At 75.7% G+C, this 21896-nt stretch carries 22 protein-coding genes; 9 read left to right on the forward strand and 13 right to left on the reverse strand.

All coding sequences use genetic code 11. The features are described from left to right. Window positions 1-10 precede the first annotated feature (10 nt). A complete protein-coding gene (locus SM793_RS23760; RefSeq protein ID WP_320440306.1) occupies window positions 11-1780 on the reverse strand; it encodes a PLP-dependent aminotransferase family protein in 1770 nt (589 codons plus the stop codon). 165 nt (window positions 1781-1945) lie between these two features. Here SM793_RS23760 and SM793_RS23765 point away from each other — a divergent pair, with 165 nt between their 5' ends. Beyond that, window positions 1946-2824 (forward strand): hypothetical protein, encoded by an 879-nt coding sequence (locus tag SM793_RS23765; protein WP_320440307.1) that lies wholly within the window; start codon window positions 1946-1948, stop codon window positions 2822-2824. 6 nt (window positions 2825-2830) lie between these two features. Here SM793_RS23765 and SM793_RS23770 read toward each other — a convergent pair whose 3' ends face one another. After that, window positions 2831-3301, reverse strand: coding sequence for a carboxymuconolactone decarboxylase family protein (locus SM793_RS23770; RefSeq protein WP_320440308.1), 471 nt, complete (start codon window positions 3299-3301; stop codon window positions 2831-2833). A gap of 122 nt (window positions 3302-3423) precedes the next feature. On the opposite strand from SM793_RS23770, the gene SM793_RS23775 reads away from it, so the two are divergent. The 4 genes from SM793_RS23775 to SM793_RS23790 all read left to right on the forward strand — a co-directional run bounded on the left by SM793_RS23775 (window position 3424) and on the right by SM793_RS23790 (window position 7156). Further along, window positions 3424-4317: a sigma-70 family RNA polymerase sigma factor gene (locus SM793_RS23775; RefSeq protein WP_320440309.1), complete on the forward strand. Its 894-nt coding sequence runs from the start codon at window positions 3424-3426 to the stop codon at window positions 4315-4317. Between the two features lie 219 nt (window positions 4318-4536). Then, complete coding sequence (locus SM793_RS23780) at window positions 4537-4911, forward strand: YciI family protein (protein ID WP_320440310.1); 375 nt, start codon at window positions 4537-4539, stop codon at window positions 4909-4911. 104 nt (window positions 4912-5015) lie between these two features. Further along, complete coding sequence (locus tag SM793_RS23785) at window positions 5016-6356, forward strand: RNA polymerase sigma factor (protein ID WP_320440347.1); 1341 nt, start codon at window positions 5016-5018, stop codon at window positions 6354-6356. Next, complete coding sequence (locus tag SM793_RS23790; RefSeq protein ID WP_320440311.1) at window positions 6353-7156, forward strand: alpha/beta fold hydrolase; 804 nt, start codon at window positions 6353-6355, stop codon at window positions 7154-7156. The genes SM793_RS23785 and SM793_RS23790 overlap by 4 nt, the downstream gene beginning before the upstream one ends. Window positions 7157-7277: 121 nt before the next feature. On the opposite strand, the gene SM793_RS23795 is transcribed toward SM793_RS23790, so the two are convergent. Then, entirely contained in the window at window positions 7278-7859 is a 582-nt protein-coding gene (locus SM793_RS23795) for a GNAT family N-acetyltransferase (RefSeq protein ID WP_320440312.1), read from the reverse strand. Window positions 7860-8002: 143 nt separating this feature from the next. Here SM793_RS23795 and SM793_RS23800 point away from each other — a divergent pair, with 143 nt between their 5' ends. After that, window positions 8003-9880, forward strand: a complete 1878-nt coding sequence (locus SM793_RS23800) for a serine/threonine-protein kinase (protein WP_320440313.1) — start codon at window positions 8003-8005, stop codon at window positions 9878-9880. Window positions 9881-9995: 115 nt separating this feature from the next. Continuing rightward, window positions 9996-10496: a hypothetical protein gene (locus tag SM793_RS23805; RefSeq protein ID WP_320440314.1), complete on the forward strand. Its 501-nt coding sequence runs from the start codon at window positions 9996-9998 to the stop codon at window positions 10494-10496. A gap of 102 nt (window positions 10497-10598) precedes the next feature. Here SM793_RS23805 and SM793_RS23810 read toward each other — a convergent pair whose 3' ends face one another. Beyond that, window positions 10599-11405: an NRDE family protein gene (locus SM793_RS23810; protein ID WP_320440315.1), complete on the reverse strand. Its 807-nt coding sequence runs from the start codon at window positions 11403-11405 to the stop codon at window positions 10599-10601. Window positions 11406-11665: 260 nt separating this feature from the next. Between SM793_RS23810 and SM793_RS23815 the strand changes: the two genes are divergently transcribed. After that, the gene (locus SM793_RS23815) at window positions 11666-12172 is read left to right on the forward strand and encodes a carboxymuconolactone decarboxylase family protein (RefSeq protein ID WP_320440316.1); all 507 of its coding nucleotides are present in this window, start codon (window positions 11666-11668) and stop codon (window positions 12170-12172) included. Between the two features lie 14 nt (window positions 12173-12186). Then, window positions 12187-13008 (forward strand): isocitrate lyase/phosphoenolpyruvate mutase family protein, encoded by an 822-nt coding sequence (locus SM793_RS23820; protein ID WP_320440317.1) that lies wholly within the window; start codon window positions 12187-12189, stop codon window positions 13006-13008. Here SM793_RS23820 and SM793_RS23825 read toward each other — a convergent pair. The 9 genes from SM793_RS23825 to SM793_RS23865 all read right to left on the reverse strand — a co-directional run bounded on the left by SM793_RS23825 (window position 12998) and on the right by SM793_RS23865 (window position 21754). Beyond that, the gene (locus SM793_RS23825; RefSeq protein ID WP_320440318.1) at window positions 12998-13342 is read right to left on the reverse strand and encodes a hypothetical protein; all 345 of its coding nucleotides are present in this window, start codon (window positions 13340-13342) and stop codon (window positions 12998-13000) included. The two genes, SM793_RS23820 and SM793_RS23825, sit on opposite strands and share 11 nt — an antisense overlap. Next, window positions 13339-13605, reverse strand: a complete 267-nt coding sequence (locus SM793_RS23830) for a hypothetical protein (RefSeq protein ID WP_320440319.1) — start codon at window positions 13603-13605, stop codon at window positions 13339-13341. The genes SM793_RS23825 and SM793_RS23830 overlap by 4 nt, the downstream gene beginning before the upstream one ends. Before the next feature lie 59 nt (window positions 13606-13664). Beyond that, the gene (locus SM793_RS23835; RefSeq protein ID WP_320440320.1) at window positions 13665-14771 is read right to left on the reverse strand and encodes a cytochrome P450; all 1107 of its coding nucleotides are present in this window, start codon (window positions 14769-14771) and stop codon (window positions 13665-13667) included. Further along, the gene (locus SM793_RS23840; RefSeq protein ID WP_320440321.1) at window positions 14735-16282 is read right to left on the reverse strand and encodes a cytochrome P450; all 1548 of its coding nucleotides are present in this window, start codon (window positions 16280-16282) and stop codon (window positions 14735-14737) included. The genes SM793_RS23835 and SM793_RS23840 overlap by 37 nt, the downstream gene beginning before the upstream one ends. Then, window positions 16279-16905: a GTP-binding protein gene (locus SM793_RS23845; RefSeq protein ID WP_320440322.1), complete on the reverse strand. Its 627-nt coding sequence runs from the start codon at window positions 16903-16905 to the stop codon at window positions 16279-16281. The genes SM793_RS23840 and SM793_RS23845 overlap by 4 nt, the downstream gene beginning before the upstream one ends. Further along, on the reverse strand, window positions 16883-17233 hold the full coding sequence (locus tag SM793_RS23850) for a DUF742 domain-containing protein (RefSeq protein WP_320440323.1): 351 nt from the start codon (window positions 17231-17233) through the stop codon (window positions 16883-16885). The genes SM793_RS23845 and SM793_RS23850 overlap by 23 nt, the downstream gene beginning before the upstream one ends. Then, a complete protein-coding gene (locus tag SM793_RS23855) occupies window positions 17230-17643 on the reverse strand; it encodes a roadblock/LC7 domain-containing protein (protein ID WP_320440324.1) in 414 nt (137 codons plus the stop codon). The genes SM793_RS23850 and SM793_RS23855 overlap by 4 nt, the downstream gene beginning before the upstream one ends. Continuing rightward, window positions 17627-19219: a sensor histidine kinase gene (locus SM793_RS23860; RefSeq protein ID WP_320440348.1), complete on the reverse strand. Its 1593-nt coding sequence runs from the start codon at window positions 19217-19219 to the stop codon at window positions 17627-17629. Before SM793_RS23860 ends, SM793_RS23855 begins: the two co-directional genes overlap by 17 nt. Window positions 19220-19372: 153 nt before the next feature. Next, on the reverse strand, window positions 19373-21754 hold the full coding sequence (locus SM793_RS23865; protein ID WP_320440325.1) for a SpoIIE family protein phosphatase: 2382 nt from the start codon (window positions 21752-21754) through the stop codon (window positions 19373-19375). Window positions 21755-21896 lie beyond the last annotated feature (142 nt).

The following is a 21896-nucleotide window of genomic DNA, read 5'->3' on the forward strand; positions in this document are numbered from 1 at the left end:
CCGGGGTGGTTCAGCTCTCGCGGAGGATTCCGCAGAGGGCGTCCAGGGCGGCCGGGAAGGCGTGGTCGGACGGGGTCGCGTAGCCGACGACCAGGGCCGGTGCGGTGTCCGGTGCGGTGTTCGGTGCAGTGGCCGGCTCGTTGTCCGGCCGGGCGTCCGGTGCGGCGTCCGGTGCAGTGGCCGGCTCGTTGTCCGGCCGGGCGTCCGCCGCGGCGGGCAGGCCCAGGGCCCGTTCGGCGTCCGGCCCGGCCCGGTACCAGTCGAGCCCGGTGAGCACCAGGCCGGCCGCGCGCGCCCGCTCCATCAGCTCCGCCTCCGGACGGGAACCCGCCGGCAGCTGCAGGACGGCGTGCAGTCCGGCGGCGATACCGGTGACCCGGACCCGCGGGGCCCGCTCGGCGAGCGCCGCGACCAGCAGGTCCCGGCGGCGCCGGTAGTGCAGCCGGCAGCGCCGCACATGCCGGTCGTAGCGGCCCGAGGTGATCAGCTCGGCGAAGGTGAGCTGGTCGGTCACCGGACTCATGGTGTCCGCCAGGGCCTTGAGCCGGGCGACCGGTTCGACCAGCTCGTCCGGGAGGGCCAGCCAGGCCAGCCGCAGACCGGGGGCCAGGCTCTTGGCGGCGGTGCCGCCGTACACCACGCGGTCCGGGTCGAGCGCCTGCATCGCCCCGAGCGGCTGCCGGTCGTAGCGGAACTCGCCGTCGTAGTCGTCCTCGATCACGTACCCGTCCCGCTCGCGGGCCCAGCGGACGGCCGCCGCCCGGCGGTCGGCGGCCAGCGCGGCGCCGGTGGGGAACTGGTGGGCCGGGGTGAGCAGCACCGCCCCGGGACGGTCCGCGGGCCCGCCGGCCCCGCCCAGGCCGTCCAGCAGGTCGGTGCGGGCCCCGTCGGTGTCCAGCGGCAGCGGGACCGGGTCGAGCCCGGCCGCCCGCAGGACCTCGCGCTGCGGCGGCAGTCCGTAGCCCTCGACCGCGATCCGGCCCGCCCCGCGCCCGCGCAGCGCGGCGGCCAGCAGGCCGAGGCCCTGGCCGAAGCCGGCGCACACCAGCAGCCGGTCCGGGTCGGTGCGCACGCCCCGGACCCGGGCCAGGTAGTCGCTGAGCGCCCGCCGCAACTCGATCCGGCCGAGGGGCGAGCCGTAGTCGAAGGCGTCGTGCGGGGCGACGGCCAGTGCCCGGCGGGCGCTGGCCAGCCAGGCGCTGCGTGGGAACAGCGAGAGGTCGGGCCGCCCGGCGAGCAGGTCGTGCCGCCCGGTGGGGCGGCGGTCGGCGCCGACGGGGGCAGGGCGTGCGGCGGGCCGGGGCGCGGCGCGACCGGCGACCGTGGTGCCGGAACCCGGCCGCGAGCCGAGCCAGCCCTCGGCGGTGAGCTGCCCGTAGGCCTCGACGACGGTGTTGCGGGCGATGCCGAGGTCCTCGCCGAGCGCCCGGGAGGAGGGCAGCCGGGTGCCCGGGGCGAGCCGCCCGTCCTGGACTGCCTCGCGCAGCGCGTCCTCCAGGGCGGCACGCAGTCCGGCCCCGGCGGCGCGACGTTCGGTGAGGTCGAGATGCAGATCGCCGCCGAACGCCGTCCAGGGGGCGTTGTCGCGGGCCCGGCCGCCGCGGGCGTCACGCGTCGCGTCGTGGGAGGCGCCGCGGGCGTCACGCGTCGCGTTCTGGGAGGCGCCGTCGGAGGCGTCGCGGGAGCTGTCGGAGGCGTCCCGGGGGGCGCTCCCGGGAGTGCCGGGAGCGTTCCGGGGGGCGCTCGGCACGGGGCCGGGGGTCGTTCGGGGGCGGCTCATGGCGGGATTATCTCCGCACCCCCCGCGGCCCGCGGATCTCCGGTACATTGCGCCGGACGCACGACCGCGGTGGGGGTGGCGAACATGGCTTACCGGTACGGGAGTTCGGCGGTTCCGCGGCGACGAAGGCGACCCGGTGGCGGGGGCTGCCTCGGGGCCTTCCTGATGCTGCTGTGCTGCGGAGCGCTCGGCTACCCGCTGGCCCTGCCGGTACTGCTGCCGGCCCTGATGAGGGCCCAGAGCCCGCCCCAGCACATCACCCCGGGGCAGGTCGCGGCCCTGGCCGCCGTCTCGTACGCGGTCGCCCTGCTGCTGGACGGGCAGGCGGCCCGGCGCCGCCGCCGGGTCGCACCCTGGGTGGTGCCCGCCCGGGCGGCCGTACTGGCCGGCGCCTGCTCGCTGCTCGCCCACCTGGTCGGCGCGTACGCGGCGCCGAAGCTCCTCGGCACCCAGGACCCGGCCTCGGCGAACGGCTACGCCCTGCAGTGCCTCGCGGTCGGCGCCTTCGCCTGGGGGTGGCGGACCTCGGTCCGCGCCTGGTCCGGCGACCTGCTGGAGCGGCCGCCGGTCCGCCCGGCCCGCACCGGCGCCGGACGCTCCTCCGCGCGCACCACCACCGTCTCCCGGCCGTCGGCGGGGGAGGTCTGGGTGGCGATGGTGCCGTTCCGGGACCGGGCGGAGGCCGCCCGGCACTACTGCGTCGTGGTCGGCACCCGGTCCGGCTACGCCGAGGTGCTGCAGATCACCAGCAAGGACAAGGACCACCGGGACGACCACATCCGGATGGAGAACGAGGGCTGGGACCGCACCGGCAAGGCCTCCTGGGTCGAGATCGGGACGACCCCGCGCCGGGTGCCGTACGAGAGCTTCCTCTCCGACCACCCGCAGGGCCCGTGCCCGCCGCGGATCTGGCGGGAGATCCAGCGCCGCCAGGCCGCCCTCGGCGCCGCCCGGACACCGCCTCCGCGCCCAGTCGGCGGCCCGGCCCCGTCCGCCCGCGGCCCGCGCCGCCCCCCGACCTCCGCCCGCGGCCGCCGGCCCTGATCCGGCTCAGCTCCAGGTCGTGCCAGCCGGCTCCTGGACGGTCGCGTTGATCCGGTTGAAGAAGTTCGTCAGCCCGATCATCAGGATGATCGCCGAGAGCTGCTCCTCGTCGAAGTGGTCCGCCGCCGCGTTCCAGACCGCGTCCGGCACCGCCTGGCCGGAACGGTCGGCGATCCGGGTCGCCACCTCGGTGAGTTCGAGCGCGGCCCGCTCCTCCTCGTCGAAGAACGGGGCCTCCCGCCAGGCGGCGACGGCGTGCAGCCGCTCGTCCGTCTCGCCGGCCTTCTTGGCCCCGGTGACGCCGGCGAACACGCAGGCGCTGCACCCGTTGATCTGGCTGGCCCGCAGGTGCACCAGCTCCAGGATCCGCGGCGGGACCCCGCCCTGGTGCATCGCCTTGTAGATGCTCTGGATGCCCTTCATGGCGTCCGGCAGGACCATGGCGGGGTTCTTCATACGGGCGGTGTGGCTGGTCATCGGTGGATCCTCCGGGTCTGGGTCCGGCCCGGTGTCCGGGCCTGGGTCGTCCGTGTCCGCGTCACGCGGAGCGGTTAACGTCCGTCAAAGAACTGACGGATGCCGACGCGAGGATGTGACAGGTGGACGGGGAAGACTTTCTGGCGGCCCGCTTCGAGGAGCACCGGCCCCATCTCCGGGCGGTCGCCTACCGGATGCTCGGCTCGCTGAGCGAGGCCGAGGACGCGGTGCAGGAAGCCTGGTTCAAGCTGAGCCGCTCCGACGTGAGCGAGGTGGCCAACCTGGCCGGCTGGCTGACCACCGTGGTCGGACGGGTCTGCCTGGACCTGCTGCGCTCGCGGGTGGCCCGGCGCGAGGACCCGCTGGAGCCCCAGGACGGCCAGGAGGTCCGGCTGCCCGACCCGATCATCGGCGGAGTCCGGGCCCTCGACCCCGAACAGGAGATACTCACGGCCGACTCGGTCGGCATCGCACTGATGATCGTCCTGGAGACGCTGGCACCGGCCGAGCGGCTCTCCTTCGTCCTGCACGACATGTTCTCGGTGCCGTTCGACGAGATCGCCCCGATCCTCGGCCGCACCTCCGCCTCCACCCGCCAGCTCGCCAGCCGCGCCCGACGACGGGTCCAGGGCGCCGCACCCGCGCCGGACGCCGACCTGGCGCTGCGCCGCGAGGTGGTGCGCGCGTTCCTGACCGCCGCCCGGGGCGGGGACTTCGAGGCGCTGCTCGCCGTCCTCGACCCCGACGTGGTGGCCCGCTCCGACGGCGGCGTCCTGCGCCCCGCCACGTTCCGGCGCGGCGCGACCGAGGTGGCGGCCGGGGCGAGCCTGTTCGGGTCGCAGTTCACCGGCGAGGCCCGGATGGTGCTGGTCAACGGGGAGCCGGCCGTGGCCAGCTTCGTCGACGGCCGCCCGGTCTCGCTCGCGGCGTTCACCGTGCGCGGCGGCAGGGTCGTCGGGCTGGACATCTTCACCGACCCGGAGCGGCTGGAGCGGCTCGGGCTGTCGGCCGACTGACGGCCGGCCGACGGTCGGCCGGCTGACGCCGTGCCCGCCGCCGGCCGGGTCGTGGGGGCGCCCCACGACCCGGTCGGCGGCCACCCCTGCCCCCCGTCGTCCCCGTGCGGCAGGATGTCGGAAAAGATCTTGTCCAGGGATGTCGAGGGCTCGCGCCCCGCTCCGACCGAAGGGTGAGAGCGCGCCGAACGGGGCGCACGGACCGGGAGGACACCCGAGATGAAGTACATCGCGATGATCTACGGCAACCAGGCCAAGTGGGACGCGTTCCCGGCCGAGGAGTGGCCGGCGGCGATCGCCAAGCAGGAGGCCTTCAACACCAGGTACCGCGAGACCGGCGAACTCCTCGGCGCCTACGGCCTCGCCGACGCGGCCGCCGCCCAACTGGTCCGCCGCGCCGAGGGGCTGCCGGTCGTCACCGACGGTCCGTACCTGGAGACCAAGGAGTACCTCGCCAGCTTCTACCTCCTCGACTGCGAGAGCCTGGAGCGCGCCCAGCGGATCGCCGCCGACATGCCGTACGCGGACGTCGACCCGGTGGAGCTGTGGCCGGTCCTGCACGAGTCCCCGTCCCCCGACGCGGCGGACGTGTGAGCGGCGGCCCACCCGCCGAGCCGGGCGGCCTCCGTCCCGAACCGGGCGGCCCACCCGCCGAACCGGGCGGCGGGCTCCGCCCCGAACCGGGCGGCTTCGAGGGCCTGCTGCGCGAACTCGCGCCGCAGGCCCTCGGGGCGCTGGTGCGCCGCTACGGCCGGGGCCTGTTCGACGCCTGCGAGGACGCCGTGCAGGAGGCCCTGCTGGCCGCCGCCACCCAGTGGCCCGCCGACGGCCTGCCGGAGAACCCGCGCGGCTGGCTGGTGACGGTCGCCACCCGGCGGCTGGTCGACACCGTCCGCAGCGAGGCGGCCCGGCGCCGCCGCGAGGACGCCCTCGCGCTCGCCACCCCGCAGTCGGCCCTGCTCGGCCCCGCCCCCGACGCGGCGTCCGACGCCGACCGGGACGACTCCCTGCACCTGCTGTTCCTCTGCTGCCACCCCGAACTGTCCGCGCCCAGCCGGATCGCCCTCACCCTGCGCGCCGTCGGCGGTCTCACCACGGCGCAGATCGCGGCCGCGTTCCTGGTGCCGGAGCCGACGATGGCGCAGCGGATCAGCCGGGCGAAGCAGACCGTCCGCTCCTCCGGCCTGCCCGCCCGGCAGCCGGCCGAGCGCCTCGCCGAGGTCCGCCAGGTCCTCTACCTGATCTTCAACGAGGGCTACACCACCAGTGGCGGCGAGGACCTGACCACCCCCGAACTGTCCACCGAGGCGATCCGGCTGGCCCGGCTCCTGCTCCGGCTGGCCCCGGAAGACCCCGAGACCGCCGGACTGCTCGCCCTCATGCTGCTCACCGACGCCCGCCGGCCCGCCCGCACCGGCCCGGGCGGGGTCCTGGTGCCGCTGGCGGAGCAGGACCGTTCGCGGTGGAGCCGACCACTGCTGGAGGAGGGCGTGGCCCTGATCGGCCGCACCCTGCCGCGCGGCCCGGTCGGGCCGTACCAGGTCCAGGCCGCGATCGCCGCCGTCCACGACGAGGCGCCGGACGCGGAGTCGACGGACTGGCCGCAGATCCTGGCCCTCTACGACGTGCTCGAGGGCTTCGGCGCGAATCCCTTCGTCACCCTCAACCGCGCCGTCGCCCTCGCCCTGGTGGACGGCCCGGCGGCCGGCCTGGCCGCGCTCGCCCCGCTGGAGGAGGACCGGAGGTTCGCGCGCCACCACCGCCTCTTCGCCACCCGGGCCCACCTGCTGGAGCTGCTCGGCGACCCGACGGCCGCCACCGTCTACCGCGAGGCCGCCCGCCGCGCCACCAGCGCCCCCGAACGCCGCCACCTCACCGAGCGGGCCCGCCGACTGGAGGCCGGCCGGCCTCCGGGGACCGACCAGCTGTCGGAGGCCGACCGGCCCTCGGAGACCGACCAGCTCTCGGGGGCCGACCGGTCTTCGGGGGCCGACCAGCTCTCGGGGGCCGACCACCGACCGGAGACCGACCGCCGATGACCGAACGCACCGTGACCCGCGACGACGTCACCCTCGCCTGCCACGACCGGGGCGGTGACGGCCCGCCGCTGCTCCTGCTGCACGGCCTGGCCGGGTACGGCGGCGAGTGGGACGCGTTCGCCCGGCAGCTCGGGTCGCGGTTCCGGGTGGTCACCGTCGACCAGCGCGGCCACGGCGCGAGCACCCGGCGTCCGGCGGACGTCTCCCGGGCGGCCCACGTCGCCGATGTGGTCGCCGTGATCGAACAACTGGACCTCGGTCCGGTGACCCTGCTCGGCCAGTCCTACGGCGGACACGCCGCGATGCTGGTCGCGGCCGCGCACCCGGGGCTCGTCGAGCGCCTGGTGATGGTCGAGGCCGGACCGGCCTGTACTACTCCCGAGACCGTCGCCGACATCGGCGCCTGGTTCGACTCCTGGCCCACCCCGTTCGCCTCGGTGTCGGCCGCCGTCGAGTTCCTGGGCGGCGGACCGGTCGGCGAGGTCTGGGCGGCCGGGCTCGAAGAACGTGCCGACGGCCGGCACCCGCGCTTCGACCCGGACGTCATGGTCGCGGCCCTCACCGACAACACCCACCGCCCCTGGTGGCCCGAGTGGGGCCGGATCGCCTGCCCCACCCTGGTCGTCCTCGCGCAGTCCACCATCATCGACGACGAGCAACTCGACCGCATGCGCCGCGACCGGCCCGACAGCGTCCTGGTCGGCATCCCCGGCACCACCCACGACCTCCACCTCGAACGCCCGGAGGCCCTGGCGGAGTTGCTCGAAGCCTTCTGCGCCGCCGGAGCCGCCCACCGGTAGCCCGCCATTTCGCTTCGGGTGGCCGCCGTGCGGTGCGGAGGCGAGGGTGCGGTGCCGTGGGGCCGCGTGGGAAGTCGGCGGCGTCGACTTCCTGTGCAGCGGACACCGGCCCGTCGTGCCCCTACCGGATCGGTTGCGGCGCCGTGCGCAGCCGGGTGTGCAGATGGCCGTCGACGGGGTAGGCGGGCGGGGACGCGGGGAGGACGCGGTCGAAGGCGTACCGGCTCTTCTCCGCGACCCGGCAGGAGGCGGGGTTGTCCACCTGGTGCAGCAGTTCGAGCCGCTGGAGCCCGCCCGGGCCCAGGGTGTCGAAGGCCCAGCCGGTGAGCGCCTCCAGCGCGCGCGGCGCGACGCCCCGGCCGCGGGCGGGGGCGGCCGTCCAGTAGCCGACCTCGGCGACGGGCCCGCCGGGCGAGACCCGCTTGAGCACGAGGTTGCCCAGCGGCGGCCCCGGTTCCGCGTCCGGCCGCGCCTCCAGGACGGCGAAGGCGAACCGGTGCCCCGCCGTCCAGGCCTCCTGCTGGGCGCCGACCCAGCGGAGCGCGTCGGCCTCGTCGTCGACGACCGAGGTCGTCCAGCGGCGCAGCACCGGGTCCCGGTACGCCTCGACCAGTGCGGGGGCGTCCTCGCGCCGCCAGGGCCGGAGCACCAGAGCGGGGCCGGACGGGGCGGCGTCGACGTGCAGGACCACGGTGTCGTTCATCGGTGGATCGTATCCGCAAGTCGGACCGACGCCTGGTCAGCAGTCATGGCACCGGAGGGCGATGGGGGTGCCGGTGCCCGAGGGGCGCGTGGCAGACTGGGCGGCCGACGGGCAGTTCGTTCGAGTAGGACACGGGGGCGGGCATGAGCGGTCGGGGGGCCGTGCTCGGCGGGCGCTACACGCTGACCGCGCGCATCGGCGGCGGCGGGATGGGCGCCGTCTGGCGGGCCGAGGACTCGGTGCTCGGGCGGCCGGTGGCGGTGAAGATCCTCCACCCGGCGCTGCTGGCGGACGTGACCTTCGCCGAACGCTTCCGCCGCGAGGCCCGCCTGCTCGCCCTGCTGGACCACCCGGGCATCGTCGATGTGCACGACTACGGCGAGGAGGAGCCGCCGGACGCGGACAGCGACCGCCTCGCGTACCTGGTGATGGAGCTGGTCGACGGCCGGCCGCTGGACCGGGTCCTCGCCGCGGACGGCGCCTTCCCGCCCGCCCGGGCGCTCGGACTGCTCGCCGAGGCGTTGGACGCCCTGCACGCCGCCCACCGGCGCGGCATCGTGCACCGCGACGTCAAGCCGTCCAACCTCATGCTCCGGGCCGACGGCCGGGTGACGGTCACGGACTTCGGCATCGCCCGGTCCATGGCCGGGACCAGGCTGACGGCCTCGCACGCGGTGATCGGCACCGCGCTCTACATGGCACCGGAACAGGCCGAGGGCAAGGCCGTCACCCCGGCCGTCGATCTCTATGCGATCGGCGTGGTCTGCTACGAACTGCTCGTCGGCAGGCCGCCGTTCACCGGCGGGGGCATGCTGGAGGTGGCGCTCAAGCATCTGCGCGAGCCCGCGCCGGAGCTGCCGGGGGACATCCCGCCGGCGGTGCGCGCGTTCGTCGCGACGGCGCTGGCGAAGGACCCGGGCGAGCGGTTCGCCGACGCGGCCGTGATGGCGGCGGCGGCCCGGGCGGCGGTGGACGGCGAAGGGCCGCCGGCGCTTCCGGTGCCCGCCGTCGCGCAGCCTTCCCCCGGGAAGCCTGAGGCCGAGGAACCTGAGGGCGTGGAACCTGAGGGCGCGGAGCCGGACGCCGCCGTCGCCGCCGTTGTGCCCGTCGCGAGCACGGAACCGGCCAGGCGGACGCGCAGGCGGGGCTTCCTGGTGCCGGTGGTCCTGCCGATCGTGATCTCGGTCGGTACGGCCACCGTGCTGCTCGTCGACCGGGGGCCGTTCACCTCGCAGGCGCAGGAGCCGGGTTCGCCGCCCGCGGTCACGGTGACCATGACGGCCTGGCCGGCGGGCGCGTCGCCGACCGGGGGACCGCCCCCGACGCCGTCCGCCGCCCCGACCGTGCCGGGCGCCCCGTCCGGTTCGGCCTCCCCCGGCGCTCCGACCGCGCCGACCGCGAAGCCCACGAGCCCGACCGCGTCGCCGCCCACGACTCCGCCGCCGGCCTCCGCGTCCCGGCCGGGCGGGCCCCCGTCCGCCGCCCCGAACGCTCCGCAGCCGCCCCAGCAGTCACCCGCCCAGGCCCAACAGCCCACCCCGGCGGCCCCGTCCGCCGCCGCGACCACCGCACCTCCGGCCCCCGCGCCCACGGCGACCACCGCCCCCGGCGCGGCCCCGGCGAGCGGCTGCGGCGGCACCAACTGGGGCTACATCACCAACGTCGGCGACGGCCTTCGGATGGGCCTCTCGCAGGACGGCCTCGCCGGTGGCCAGGCCGTGGTCATGGGCGGTGCGACCTCCTACGGCTGGGTGCACACCGTCCCCAGCAGCTGGCACCAGTTCAACCCCTGCAAGCTGAGCGCTCCCGTCCTGGTGCAGGAGATGGACGGCCGGGTGGCGCTGTCCAGCGGCTTCAGCTTCCTCACCAACTGGACGGTCACGGCCGCGACCACCCCGGGGGCCTTCTACCTGAAGGACTACATGGGTCAGAACTGCCTGACCGACAACGGAGTCGGCGCCCAGCTCACCATGACCGCCTGCACCCCCGGCAACAAGTCGCAGGAGTTCCGCATCCCCTAGCGGCCCGCTAGTAGCCATTAATGGCCGTTAAGGGCTGGACGTCGGCGCTGACGCTGTGCCAGGATCGTCCTGCGGCCGACCGCAGGGGGCGGTCGCAGGAGGGGAGGACCCAGTCATGTCCCAGGAGAACCCGGAGTACGTGTCGGTGCCGGTGCCGGCTCATCTCGTCCCGGCCGTGTACGCCTTCATCGCCGAGCGCAGCGGCATCACCGCAGGCGCCGCCGCCGAGAGCACCGCCGCGGACCTCGCGATCAGGTCCCCGCAGGGCGAGCAGCAGCGCCGCCGCGACGAGTGGACCGTCGCGGACCTCCGCACACTGATCAGCGACCGCCGCGACTCCGTCCAGGTGGTCGTGGCCATCCTCGACATCCTCGCCGAGCAGCCCGGCACCCGGGTCGGCTACGGCGACCTGGCCGGGGCGCTGCAGCTCGACCGCACCCGGCTGCGCGGTGCGCTGTCCGGCTTCACCCGAGTCCTGAAGGCCCACTACGAGCGGGAGTTCTGGCCGATGTGGTGGACCGAGGTGCCCGCGGGCGAGGGGCGGGGCAGCGAATTCGTGTACTACGTCAGCGAGGTCGTCGCGAGGCGCTGGCGCGAGGCCCGCGCCGAGGCGTGAGCGGCTGTTAAAGGCTCCGAGCGGCGGTCAACGCCCCTCGGAGCCCGCCGTCCGCCTGCCACCGGCCCGGGCACCGCTCACCGCGCGCGCGGCGGATGCCGCTCACAGCTCCACCCGCCGCCAGCCGTTGCCGCCCTGTCCCACCGGGGCCGGGGCGAAGTCGTAGCGGACGCCCGCCGGCCCGAGGGCGAGCAGGGAGATCGAGGAGGAGCCCCAGATCCGGCCGTCCCCGAAGTCGCGTCGCTGGACCAGGGCGGCGGGCGCGTCGAGGGGCAGCCCGTCCCCGGTGACGATCGGCAGCCAGGCGCCCCAGGCCCGCTCGGTGCCCTGGTCGCCGGGCAGCGGCAGCGGACGGGGCACGGCTCCGAACCGGGCCCGGAAGTGGTCGGCGCGGGCGGCCATCAGCCCGCGGATCCGCTCGGAGGCGGTGCGGCTCTCGGCCAGGCCCTCGGGCCCGTCGTTGAGGACCACGCTCAGCCCGGTCGGCAGGTCCAGCTCGACGAGCCGGCCGCCGGGCCCGCCGCCCCAGCTCAGCACCCGGGCGCCGTCGGGCCGGACGACGACCAGGTGGAACGGGTCGTAGCGGTCGAGGTCCAGGGTGTCGATCCGGCCGCCCCGGACGGCGAGCAACGGCAGTTCGCCGCGCGAGAGCCGGGCGGCCTCCGGCGCCGAGGTCCCGAAGCCGTTGAGCAGGCAGGCCGCGACCGGTCCGGCACCGGCGGAGCCCCGGGGGCCCGTGCCGCCCGGCTCGACCGCGAGCCACGTCCCGCCCGCGACCAGGTCCAGCCCGCCGACTGCCGAGGGCTGCGCCGGCCAGTGGTGGCCGGGCGGCGACCAGCGCCGTCCCAGGTATTCGTCCCGCACCGACAGCAGCAGTACCGGCACTGCCGCGGACGGCTCGATGCTCACGAACGCCGTACACACGTCCCGTCCCCCTGACCTCGCCCTCTCCCGCGATCCTCGCACGCCCGTTCGCCACCCGGGAGGGGGCGGGGCACGGGCACGGGGCACGGGGCACGAGCGGGACGCGGCCGCCCCGCCGTGCCACACTCGGCGCATCCGCCCGCGCGTCCCCCGCGGCAATGGGCTGCCCGCCGCCGGAGTGGCCCACGATTTCCGCGCGCGAACGTACCGAAGCGCCAGGCCACCACGCCCCTAGGCTGGCCCCTATGACGACCACGCACAACGCCCCCGTCACCCCCGCCGACACCCCCGCCGACACCCCGGTCCCCGCGCCCGCCCAGCGCATCTCGCTCCCCGACCTCGCCCCCGACTTCTACAAGGCGATGGTCGGCCTGGACCGCAGGGCCCGCCAGGGCGTGGACCCGGTCCTCGCCGAGCTGGTCAAGGTGCACGCCTCGATGATCAACGGCTGCGCCTTCTGCATCGACATGCACAGCACCGACGCCCTCGGGAACGGCGAGCAGAACCACCGCCTGCTCTCCCTCCCGGCCTGGCGCGAGACCCCGTGGTTCACCGCCAAGGAGCGCGCCGCCCTCGCGCTGACCGAGTCCTTCACCCTGCTCACCCAGGGCCATGTGCCGGACGCCGTCTACAACGAGGCGGCCGCGCACTTCGAGGAGGCCGAGCTGGCGCAGCTGATCGCGCTGATCATCACCATCAACGCCTGGAACCGGATCGGCGTCGGCACCCGGCTCAGCCCGGCCGCGAAGTAGTGGGACGGCGGACGATGACGGTCGAGCAGCGGGAGAAGGCCCGCGTCCTGCGTGAACTCCACCGCCCGGGCGAGCCGTTGGTGCTCGCCAACGTCTGGGACGCGACGAGCGCCCGACTGGTCGCGGCGGCCGGGGCGCGCGCCCTCGCCACGGCCAGCGCGAGCGTCAGCTGGGCGCTCGGCAGCGCCGACGGCGAGGGCGCCGACCGCTCGCGGGTGCTGGCACAGACGGAGCTGATCGTCCGCGCGGCCGGCCCGCTGCCGGTCACGGCGGATCTGGAGAGCGGGTTCGCCGAGACCGCCGCGGGCGTCGGCGGGACGGTCGAGGCACTGCTCGCCACCGGCGCGGTCGGCGTCAATCTGGAGGACGGGGGCCGACCGGTCGCCGAGGCGGCCGAGCGGATCGCGGCGGCCCGGGCGGCCGCGGACGCGGCCGGGGTGCCGCTGTTCGTCAACGGCCGCACCGATGTCTTCCTGCACGCCGGGAGTGCCGCCGGGGCGGAGCTGCTGGACGAGGCGGTGACCAGGCTGCGGGCCTACGCGGAGGCGGGCGCGGACGGCGTGTTCGCCCCGGGGGTGTCCGATCCGGCGGTGATCGCCGCACTGGTCGGGGCCGTCCCGGCGCCGCTGAACGTGCTCGCCGGACCGGGCTCGCGGTCCGTGCCGGAGCTGGCGGCGCTCGGCGTGGCCCGGATCAGCCTGGGGCCCGGCCTGGCGAAGGCGGCGTACGCGGCGGTGCGCCGCGCCGCCGAGGAGGTGTACGGGGACGGAACGTACTCCGCGCTCGACGGCGGGCTCGACTACGGGGAGTTGCAGGGGCTGTTCGTCAGCCGGTGAGCGCGCCGAGTGCGCCGACCGCGCCCACGGCGTGGTTGACGACATCGCCGTCGGAACAGGTGGTGGGCCCGGCGCCGTGGCTGCCGAGCGCCGGGACGGTGGCGAACTCCTGCAGACAGGCCGCGGCGGACGCGAAGTCCGGCCCGGTCGCCGCGCCACCGCCGGCCCCGCCGGAACCGGAACCGGGGCCCGATGCGGCGCCCGTGCCCGAGCCCGGTGCGGCGCCCTCCTCGCCTGCGGCGGACGCGGCGGACGCGGCGGACGCGGCGGTCGGCGCGGCGGCCAGCGCCAGCGCGGCCAGCAGGAGCGCGACGGGCCGCCGCGCGCCGCTCACAGGCCGTGCCCGATCTCGCCGCTGAGACCCGGGTGGCTCATCTGGTTGGTGCCGATGGCCTCGATCTCGCTCGCCGTACCGCCGACCACCGGCAGGTCCTTGGCCTCGTGCAGCAGGAGGTCGGCGGGGGAGAGGGTCATCCCGTTGGACAGGCCGCCGAGCGCGTCCGGGGAGGCCGCGGTGGAGGTGGCGGCGGACGCGGACGGCACGGCGGCGGCGAGACCGGCCACGGTGAGGGCGGCCAGGGCGGCGAGTTTCTTCATGAACCCCCCAACGACCCGGCCGCCCCGAGGTCACCGCGGCGCGCGCGGCGACCGGCGGGTCAGACCGTGACCCGCAGCGTGCGCACGCTGTTGCTGACGAACGAGGCGATCGGCTCCGGCTCCGGCCCGTCCGCGAGCGCGAGCCCGGGGTAGCGCTCGAACAGGAACCGCAGCGCCGTCTCCGCCTCCAGCCGGGCCAGCCCCGAGCCCAGGCAGAAGTGCGGGCCGTGCCCGAAGGACAGGTGCCGGTTCGGCTGCCGGCCGAGGTCGAAGCGGTCGGCGTCGGGGTAGTGGGCCCCGTCCCGCCCGGCGGCCGCGTACGAGGCGAGCAGCGCCTCGCCGCGCCGGATCACCACGTCACCGACCCGGATGTCCTCGACGGCGTAGCGGAGCGGGAACTGGCCGACCGGCGAGTCGTACCGCAGCGTCTCCTCGACCACGGCCGACCACGGCACCGTGCCGTCCAGCACCGTCCGCAGCTGCTCGGGGTGGGCGAGCAGGGCGCGCACCGCGTTGGTGATCAGGTTGAGCGTGGTCTCGTGCCCGGCCACCAGCATCAGCAGCAGGGTGCCGACGAGCTCCGGCTCGCCGAGCCGGTCGTCCTCCGCGCGGGCGGCGATGAGGTCGGTGGTGAGGTCGTCACCGGGTTCGGCCCGCTTGGCGGCGACCACCGAGGCGAGCAGGGCGAACAGCGACTGCTGCGCGGCGGCGGCGGCCCCGGGGGTGGCGGAGCTGGAGACCAGGGTGTTGGACAGCTCGTGCAGCTCGTCCTGCTGCTTGGCCGGCAGGCCGAGCAGTTCGCCGATCACCTGCATCGGCAGCGGGTAGGCGAAGTGCTCGCGCAGGTCGAACGCGCCGTCCAGCTCGCCGATCCGGTCGAGCAGGGCGGTGGTCCTGGCCTCGACGGCGGGCTGCAGGGCGGCCACCCGGCGCGGGGTGAAGGCCTGGGTGACGAGTCCGCGCAGCCGCCGGTGGTCCTCGCCGTCGACGGTGATCATGCCGGGGACGGTGACGAAGTTGATCAGCGGCCAGCCCTCGGGGAGCCGCCCCTCCCGGAACACCGTCCACAGCCGGGGGTCCTTGCCGACGCGGGGGTCGGCGAGGAGGTCCTGGAGGGTGTCGTGGTGGGTTATCGCCCAGACCACCACCCCGCCAGGGAGTTCCACCAGGACCGCCGGCCCGGCTCCCCGGAGCCGGGCGTTCTCCCCGTGCTGGTCGCGTCCGAAGACGTCGAGGGCGACGGGCTCGACTCCTCCGCCCCCGAGGAGGCCCCCGGAGTCTGCGGTATCTGCGGCGGTGTCCATGCGAAGGGCCTCTCGGGGGCTGGCGGGCGGGGCGGGGTGAAGGCGCTGTAGAGCACCGGCAGGCTGATCAGGGCGCGCGACCAGGGGGACGGGCGCCAGGCCAGCTCGTGCGGGGGGACGGCGAGTTGGAGGTCCGGCAGGCGGTGCAGCAGGGTCTCGACGGCGGTCTCGACGATGATCCGGGCCGGGTGCTGGGCCGGGCAGACGTGCGTGCCCGCACCCCAGGCCAGGTGGGCCCGGTTGCCGCCGATCGACGCGTGCCCGATCGACGCGTGCCCGAGCGCGCCGGGGCCCTGGGCGGCCGGGTCGGCGTTGGCCGCGGCCAGACCGAGGACGAGCATGTCGCCGCGGGCGATGAACTGGCCGCCGAGCACGGTGTCCGAAGTAGCCCACCGGCCCGGGAAGTTCTGCGTCGGCGGGTCGCGCCAGAGCACCTCCTCCAGCGCGTCGGCGACGGTCAGCCGGCCGCCGGTGAGGGTGGCCCGGAAGCGCCGGTCGGTGAGCAGCAGCCGCAGGGTGTTGCCGGTCCAGCAGATGGTGGTCTCGTTCCCGGCGATCATCAGGACCACCAGGTGGTGCACCGCCTCCTCGTCGGTCAGCGCGGCCGGGTGGGCGAGCAGCCAGGAGGTGAGGTCGGCGCCGGGCGCGGTCCGGCGCCGCCGCACCAGGTCGACCAGGAGGGTCTGGAACTCCTGGTTGGCGCGCACCGATTCGGGACCGCTGTCGGCGATGTGGCTGATCAGCCGGATGAGGTGCGCACCCGCCTCGTCGGGCAGCCCGAGCAGTTGGGTGAAGACCAGCAGCGGCAGCCGGCGCGCGTACTGGGCGACCAGGTCGGCGGTGCCGTCGGGGCCCCAGCTGTCGATCAGCGCGTCGGCGGCGGCCTCGGTGGTCTCGCGCAGCTGCCGGTGGTCGACCCGGGCGAGGGTGTCGGCGACGGCGGCGCGCAGCCGCTGGTGCTCGGCGCCGTCCAGGTTGAGCAGGGTGGGGCGCCAGGAGGTCATCGGCTGGAGCCGCGAGTCGGCGGCCAGCCGGCCCTCGGCGGGGACCCGCCAACGGCGCGAGTCCTTGGAGAACAGCGCCTCGTTGCGGGTGAGTTCGAGCAGCTCGGGGTAGCCGAGGACGAGCCAGGACTCGACCCCGGGTTCCAGTTCGATCGGTGCCACCGGGCCGTACTGGGCGCGCAGCCGGGCGTACAGGCCGTGCGGGTCGTCGGCGACGGCGGAGCCGTAGAGCGGGGTGAGCGGCACTCCGACCGGCAGCCCGCCGGGCACGGTGCCGCCGTGGGCGGTGGCCGGGGGGGCGCCGCCGGCCGCGTGCGCGGGGCACCCGGGCGGCGGGACGGCCGTCGTACCGGGTTCGGGAACGGTCATCGCTGCGGCTCCAGGACGGCGGTGCGGTACAGGTGGTCGACGAAGTCGATCAGCAGGTCGTACGCGGCCCGCCGGTCCCGGGCGTCGCAGTACAGGATCGGCGCCCCGGGCAGCAGGTCCAGTGCCGACCGCAACTCCTCCTCCGGGTAGCTCGGGGTGTCCGGGAAGGTGTTGACGGCCACCGCGAACGGGATCTGCTGCTCCTCCAGCCGCCCGAGCACGTCGAAGCTCTCGTCCGGACGCCGCAGGTCGACCATGGCGATCGCGCCGAGCGCGCCGCGCGACAGGTCGTCCCAGAGCGGCCAGAACCGCTGCTGGCCGGGCGTGCCGAACAGGTACAGCGCGAGCCGGGGGTTGAGTGTGATCCGGCCGAAGTCCAGCGCCACCGTGGTGGTGGACTTGCCGCCACGCCCGGTGAGGTCGTCCACGCCGGTGCTCGCGGCCGTCATGGTCTCCTCGGTGCGCAGCGGGGAGATCTCGCTCAGGGAGCCGACCAGGGTGGTCTTGCCGACCCCGAACGGGCCGGTGACGAGGATCTTCACCGCGCCCTGGACGGACGGCGGCAGGTACTGCGGTGCGGCGGGCGGGCCGGCGACCGGGTCAGCGGAGTTGGCGGAGGCCAACGAGTACCTCTTCCAGAAGAGTGGTGGGCAGGCGTTCGGCCTGCGGAACGGGCGGGAGCACCTGGACGGTGCCGAGGTCCCAGAGGTCGCCGACCAGGACCTTGACGACACCGAGCGGCAGCCCCAGGTGGGCCGACACCTCGGCGATCGACAGCAGGCTGTGGCAGAGGTCCAGGATCCGCCGGTGCTCACGGTTGAGCAGGGCGTGGTCGGGGAGTTCTGGCCGGTCCGGTAACGCGACGACCAGGCTCTCGAAGGCCAGCTCGGTGCGGGTGGGCCGGCTGCGGCCGCCGGTGATGACGTAGGGGCGGACCGGACCGCCGCTCACCGCTGGCCCCCCGCCGCGAGATCGGCGCGCGGCGGGCTTGTCAGGTGGGTGCCGATCCGCTCGACCAGGACCTGCATCTGGTAGGCCACCAGGCCGGCGTCGACGCTGTCGCCGGTCACCACCGCCAGATGCGCCCCGGCCCCGGCGGCGACCACGAAGAGGTAGCCGCCGCCGTACTCGATGACGATCTGCCGGGTCGCGCTGCCGGGGCCGCCGAAGCCCTGGGCGACACCGCGGGCCAGCGACTGGAGGCCGGAGCAGGCCGCGGCGAGCCGCTCCGCGTCCTCGCGCACGATGCCCTCGCTGCGCCCGATCTCCAGGCCGTCGTTGGACACCACGACGGCGTGCTGGACCTGCGGGACGTTGACGATGTCGGCGAGCAGCCAGCCGAGGTCAGGGGTGGTGGTCATGGAATTCTCCGGAGCGCTGGGGAAGCTGGGGGGAAGGGGGAAGGGAAGGGTCGTACGGGTCCTGGGAGCCGGTCCGGGCGGCCGAGCGGCCGCCGGCGGTGCCGGCCTGGAACATCGACATGAACGCCTGGGCCTGCTGCGCCGAGCGGTACGGCGGGGCCGGCGGCGGGGTGGGGGCGGCGTTGGCGGCGTGCCGGGTGGCGGCGCGACCGCGGCGGTGGCTCCGGCGGGGCAGCGGCGGCGGGGCGGCGTCCGGTTCGTCGCCGGACGGCGGGTAGCCGGCGACCGGCGGGTACAGGGGCGGGTATCCGGTGGCCGTCGCGGGGTCGTACGGCGCGGGGTCGTCCAGGTCGTACGGGGTCCGCTCCTGCGGCGGGCGCGGTTCCTGCGGCAGGTACGGGGAGTGCGGCGCGTACGGGGAGTGCGGCGAGTGCGGCCGATGGGGCTCGTACGGCTGATAGGGCTGATAGGGCTCGTACGGCGTGTGCGGCTCGTAGGGCGCGTGCCGGCGGTCCACCGGGACGTCCGGGAACGCCCCCGCGGCGTCCGGGTACGCGTCCGGGTACGCGTCCGGACCGGGCAGGTCGGGGCGGGCCGGGGGGACGGCCTTCCCCCGGGGCCCGGACCGCGCGGGCGCGGCCGGTCCCCCGAACACCGCGTCGCCCCGGCCCAGGCCGGGAACGGTCGGCGGCAGCGGCTCGGTGAGCAGCGCGTTCGGCAGCAGCACCACGACCCGCACGCCGCCGTACGGCGAGGGCACGGAGCCGATCGTGACCCGGAACCCGTACTGCTCGGCGAGCCGGCCGACCGCCGCCAGGCCGAGCTGGGGCACCTCGCCGAGGCGGGAGACCTCCAGCGTGGACCCGCCGGCCAGGGCGTCGGCGGCTTTCCCGACGGCGAGTTCGGGCATCCCGACACCGCCGTCGTCGATCTCGATCACGGCCCCGTTGTGCACCGGCATCAGGGTGACGAACACCTGGGTGCTGGGCGGGGAGTAGCGGGTGGCGTTGTCCAGCAGCTCGGCCACGGCGTGGATCAGTGCCTCGGCGGCCGCGCCGACGACGGCGGTCTCGATCCGGCTGCGGACCATCACCCGCTGGAACGGCAGGATCCGCGACTGGGCACCGCGCACGACGTCCTCCAGCGAGACCGGCTCGGGCCAGTGGCGGCCGGCCCGGGCCCCGCAGAGCACGGCCAGGGTCTGGGCGAGGCGGGCCTGTTGGGCGGCCGCGTGGTCGGCCTTGAGCAGGCCCTCCAGCAGGGTCGGGTCGTCGTGGGTGCGCTCCATCTCGTCCAGCAGGGCCTGCTGGTCGTGCGCCATGACGAGGATCCGGCGGGCCACGCTGAGGAAGGCCCGCTGGGTGGAGGCGTTGAGTTCCTGGTCCTGCTGGGCGGCGGCCAGTTCGGTGCCGCGGCGGGAGAGTTCGGCCGCGAGCTGTTCCTTCAGGCGGGTGATCTCGTGCTGCTGCTGGGCGACCCGGCGGCGCTGGGTGGTGGAGACCGCGCGGTAGCGGGCGGCGGCCACCAGGGCGAGAGCGGCGAGCACGCCTGTTGCCGTTGCGCACCACTGAGTCATCGTCACGCGGCGAATTCTAGGGCGATGATCCTACGAAGGTGCGACCGGATCTCGCCAGCTGACCGGATCTCATCGATATCCCGTCAATACCGCGCCGATCCGCACTGGTTCGAGCACGATCGGACTGTCCGTGGGCAGTCGACCGGTGTCCCGTCAGCCCCGCTGGTGCACAGCCGACAAGCGGTGCAACAGGAGCAACGCGACGTCGTCCGGACGCGAACGCCGCTCGGTCACGTTCAGGGTGAGCAGATCGGCCAGCTTTTCCAGGTCCGGTCCCGGCTCGGCCCGGACCGGCCCGGCGTTGCGCGCCCACACCTCCAGCCCGCCGAGCATCCGGTGCACCGACTCGTCGTAGTCCTCCTCGCGGTCCTCCACCAGGCCGTCGGTGTAGGCGAGCAGCGTCTCGCCGGGCGGCAGGTACTCGACCGTCAGCGGGTACGGCCGCTCGGGGGCCACGCCCAGCGGCGGGCCGCCGGGCAGCTCCAGCTCCACCGCCCGGGCGTCCGCGGTGACCCGGACCGGCGGCGGGTGCCCGGCGCGGGCCGCCCGCAGCCTGCCGTCGGCCGGGTCGAGGGTCAGGTACAGGCAGGTGGCGAACAGCTCGGTGTCCAGCTCGGTCAGCAGCCGGCTGGTCCGGGTGAGCGTGGCGGCCGGGTCGTGCCCGTCGGTCGCGTACGCGCGCAGTCCGCTGCGCAGCTGCCCCATCACCGCCGTGGCCTCGGCGTTGTGGCCCTGGACGTCCCCGATCACCAGCCCGATCCGGCCGTCCGGCAGTTGCAGCAGGTCGTACCAGTCGCCGCCGATCTGCATGCCCTCGGTGCTCGGCAGGTAGCGGGCGGCGCTGGTGATCCCCGGCAACCGGGGCAGGGTGCGCGGCAGCATCGCGCGCTGCAGCTCGGTCGCCCGGTGGTGGTGGGTGTCGTAGAGCCGGGCCCGCTCCAGGGACTGCGCCAGGATGCCCGCGAACGAGGAGTAGAGGGTGCGGTCCTCACGCCCGAACGCGCGCTCGGTGGAGAAGGTGATCAGACAGGAGCCGACCTGGCGGCCGGAGGCGATCAGCGGCAGCACCGCCCACGCGGCGGGGGCGAGCGGGCCGCCGGTCCCGTCGCCCTCCCCGGCGGCGGCGGCGACCGGCCGCTCTGGCCCGCGCCCGCGCCCGCGCCGGGCCGGCTCGCTGAACAGCGGGGCCGACCGGGCCAGGGCGCGCTGCATCACGCCCTCCGAGAGGTCGGCCAGCCGGGTCAGCTCGGTGCGCCGCTCGCCCCCGTAGACGGTGTGCGAGACGGGCAGCAGCCGGCCCTCGTCGACCAGGTCCAGCACGATGCCGGCCGCCCCGAAGGCCGGCCGGCAGATGTCGGTGACGGCCGTGGTGACGTCCCGGACGGTGACCGCCCGGGACAGCGCCCGGGTGAGCGCCAGCAGCAGCGCCGACCGGGCCCCGGCGGCGGAGGCGCCCTCGGTGGTGCCGCCGGGCCCCTCGCCCGTCCCGGACGGGGCGGCGGCCCGCCCGCCGGGCGGTCCTTCCCCGGGCGGGCGTTCGCCGGGGGTCCGGCCGTGGTCGAGGTCCGCGATCAGGCCGGCGATCCGCACCGGCCGACGGTGCACGTCCAGCATCACCTCGCCGGTCTCCTCGATCCGGATCACCCCGCCGCCCCGGCGCGGCACCCGGTAGCGGAGCCGGTACGGGCCGCCGTTGGCGAGCGCCTCGGCCATGGCGGCCTGGACGTCCGGGAGGTCCTCGGGGTGCACCACGAGGTCCAGGCTGGGCGCGGGGGAGGTGCCGCCGCCCTCCGGCGCCGACCGGCCGACCAGCCGCAGCGCCTGGGCGTCCCAGTGGGTCTCGCCGGTGACCAGGTCGCGCTCGAAGGCCCCGTGCCCGGAGGCCCGGACGGCGAGCGAGAGCATCGAGTGGGCCGTCGCGGTGGCCGGATCACCGGCACCGGCACCGGCACCGGCGCACGGGCCGGGGCGCACCCCGTTCGCCGCACCCCGGTCGGAGCGCCCCTCGTGCCCCGAGCGCTCCCCGGTCCCGTCCGGTCCGCCGAGTGCCCCGGTGCCGGCTCTGGCGTGCTCCAACAGGTATCCGAGACGGTGCCCGCAGGCGTCCGCGAGGGTCTCCAGCACGTCCAGGTCGCGCCGGGGGACGGTCCCCCGGTGGGCGAGCGCGAGGGCGAGGACGCCCAGCGGCCGGGTGTCGACGACCATCGGCAGGGTGGCGACGGCGACCATCCCGGTGCCCATCCCGGCGTTCCGGTTCGGGTAGTCGGTGCTGGTGCGTTCGGGGCTCAGCAGATAGGGGCGGCGCAGTCGCAGGGCCATCGCGGCGGGCAGGTCCCCGGCCGGATCGACCACGCTGTAGCGCTCGTGGGCCCAGTCGGGCAGGCCGTGGGAGGCCGTGAGCCGGAGCATGCCGGTGGAGTCCAGCAGGTACAGCGCCGAGCCCTCACCGGTGATCCAGCTCGGGCCCTCGGCGAGGACGGTACCGAGCAGTTCGGCGGCGCCGGCGCAGCCCAGCAGTAAGCGGACGCAGCGCATGGCACTACGCGCGGAGGGGCTGCTGCGCGGGTCCATGGGGTGGCCGGCCTCTCGGGCGCCTTATGGGGCAGTTAATTCTTAATACCTTATTTCTTAATCCGGTGAGGGGAGAGTCGAACGGTGTGCCCCGGGGCGGCCGGGC

The organism is Kitasatospora purpeofusca (genome assembly GCF_034043715.1).
Lineage (GTDB): Bacteria > Actinomycetota > Actinomycetes > Streptomycetales > Streptomycetaceae > Kitasatospora > Kitasatospora purpeofusca_A.

Bases quoted from the DNA above. Each gene is read 5' to 3' on its own strand.
- SM793_RS23760 (WP_320440306.1), bottom strand. From the start codon at position 1,780: ATGAGCCGCCCCCGAACGACCCCCGGCCCCGTGCCGAGCGCCCCCCGG.
- SM793_RS23765 (WP_320440307.1), top strand. From the start codon at position 1,946: ATGCTGCTGTGCTGCGGAGCGCTCGGCTACCCGCTGGCCCTGCCGGTA.
- SM793_RS23770 (WP_320440308.1), bottom strand. From the start codon at position 3,301: ATGACCAGCCACACCGCCCGTATGAAGAACCCCGCCATGGTCCTGCCG.
- SM793_RS23780 (WP_320440310.1), top strand. From the start codon at position 4,537: ATGAAGTACATCGCGATGATCTACGGCAACCAGGCCAAGTGGGACGCG.
- SM793_RS23790 (WP_320440311.1), top strand. From the start codon at position 6,353: ATGACCGAACGCACCGTGACCCGCGACGACGTCACCCTCGCCTGCCAC.
- SM793_RS23795 (WP_320440312.1), bottom strand. From the start codon at position 7,859: ATGAACGACACCGTGGTCCTGCACGTCGACGCCGCCCCGTCCGGCCCC.
- SM793_RS23800 (WP_320440313.1), top strand. From the start codon at position 8,003: ATGAGCGGTCGGGGGGCCGTGCTCGGCGGGCGCTACACGCTGACCGCG.
- SM793_RS23805 (WP_320440314.1), top strand. From the start codon at position 9,996: ATGTCCCAGGAGAACCCGGAGTACGTGTCGGTGCCGGTGCCGGCTCAT.
- SM793_RS23815 (WP_320440316.1), top strand. From the start codon at position 11,666: ATGACGACCACGCACAACGCCCCCGTCACCCCCGCCGACACCCCCGCC.
- SM793_RS23820 (WP_320440317.1), top strand. From the start codon at position 12,187: ATGACGGTCGAGCAGCGGGAGAAGGCCCGCGTCCTGCGTGAACTCCAC.
- SM793_RS23830 (WP_320440319.1), bottom strand. From the start codon at position 13,605: ATGAAGAAACTCGCCGCCCTGGCCGCCCTCACCGTGGCCGGTCTCGCC.
- SM793_RS23840 (WP_320440321.1), bottom strand. From the start codon at position 16,282: ATGACCGTTCCCGAACCCGGTACGACGGCCGTCCCGCCGCCCGGGTGC.
- SM793_RS23855 (WP_320440324.1), bottom strand. From the start codon at position 17,643: ATGACCACCACCCCTGACCTCGGCTGGCTGCTCGCCGACATCGTCAAC.
- SM793_RS23860 (WP_320440348.1), bottom strand. From the start codon at position 19,219: ATGACTCAGTGGTGCGCAACGGCAACAGGCGTGCTCGCCGCTCTCGCC.
- SM793_RS23865 (WP_320440325.1), bottom strand. From the start codon at position 21,754: ATGCGCTGCGTCCGCTTACTGCTGGGCTGCGCCGGCGCCGCCGAACTG.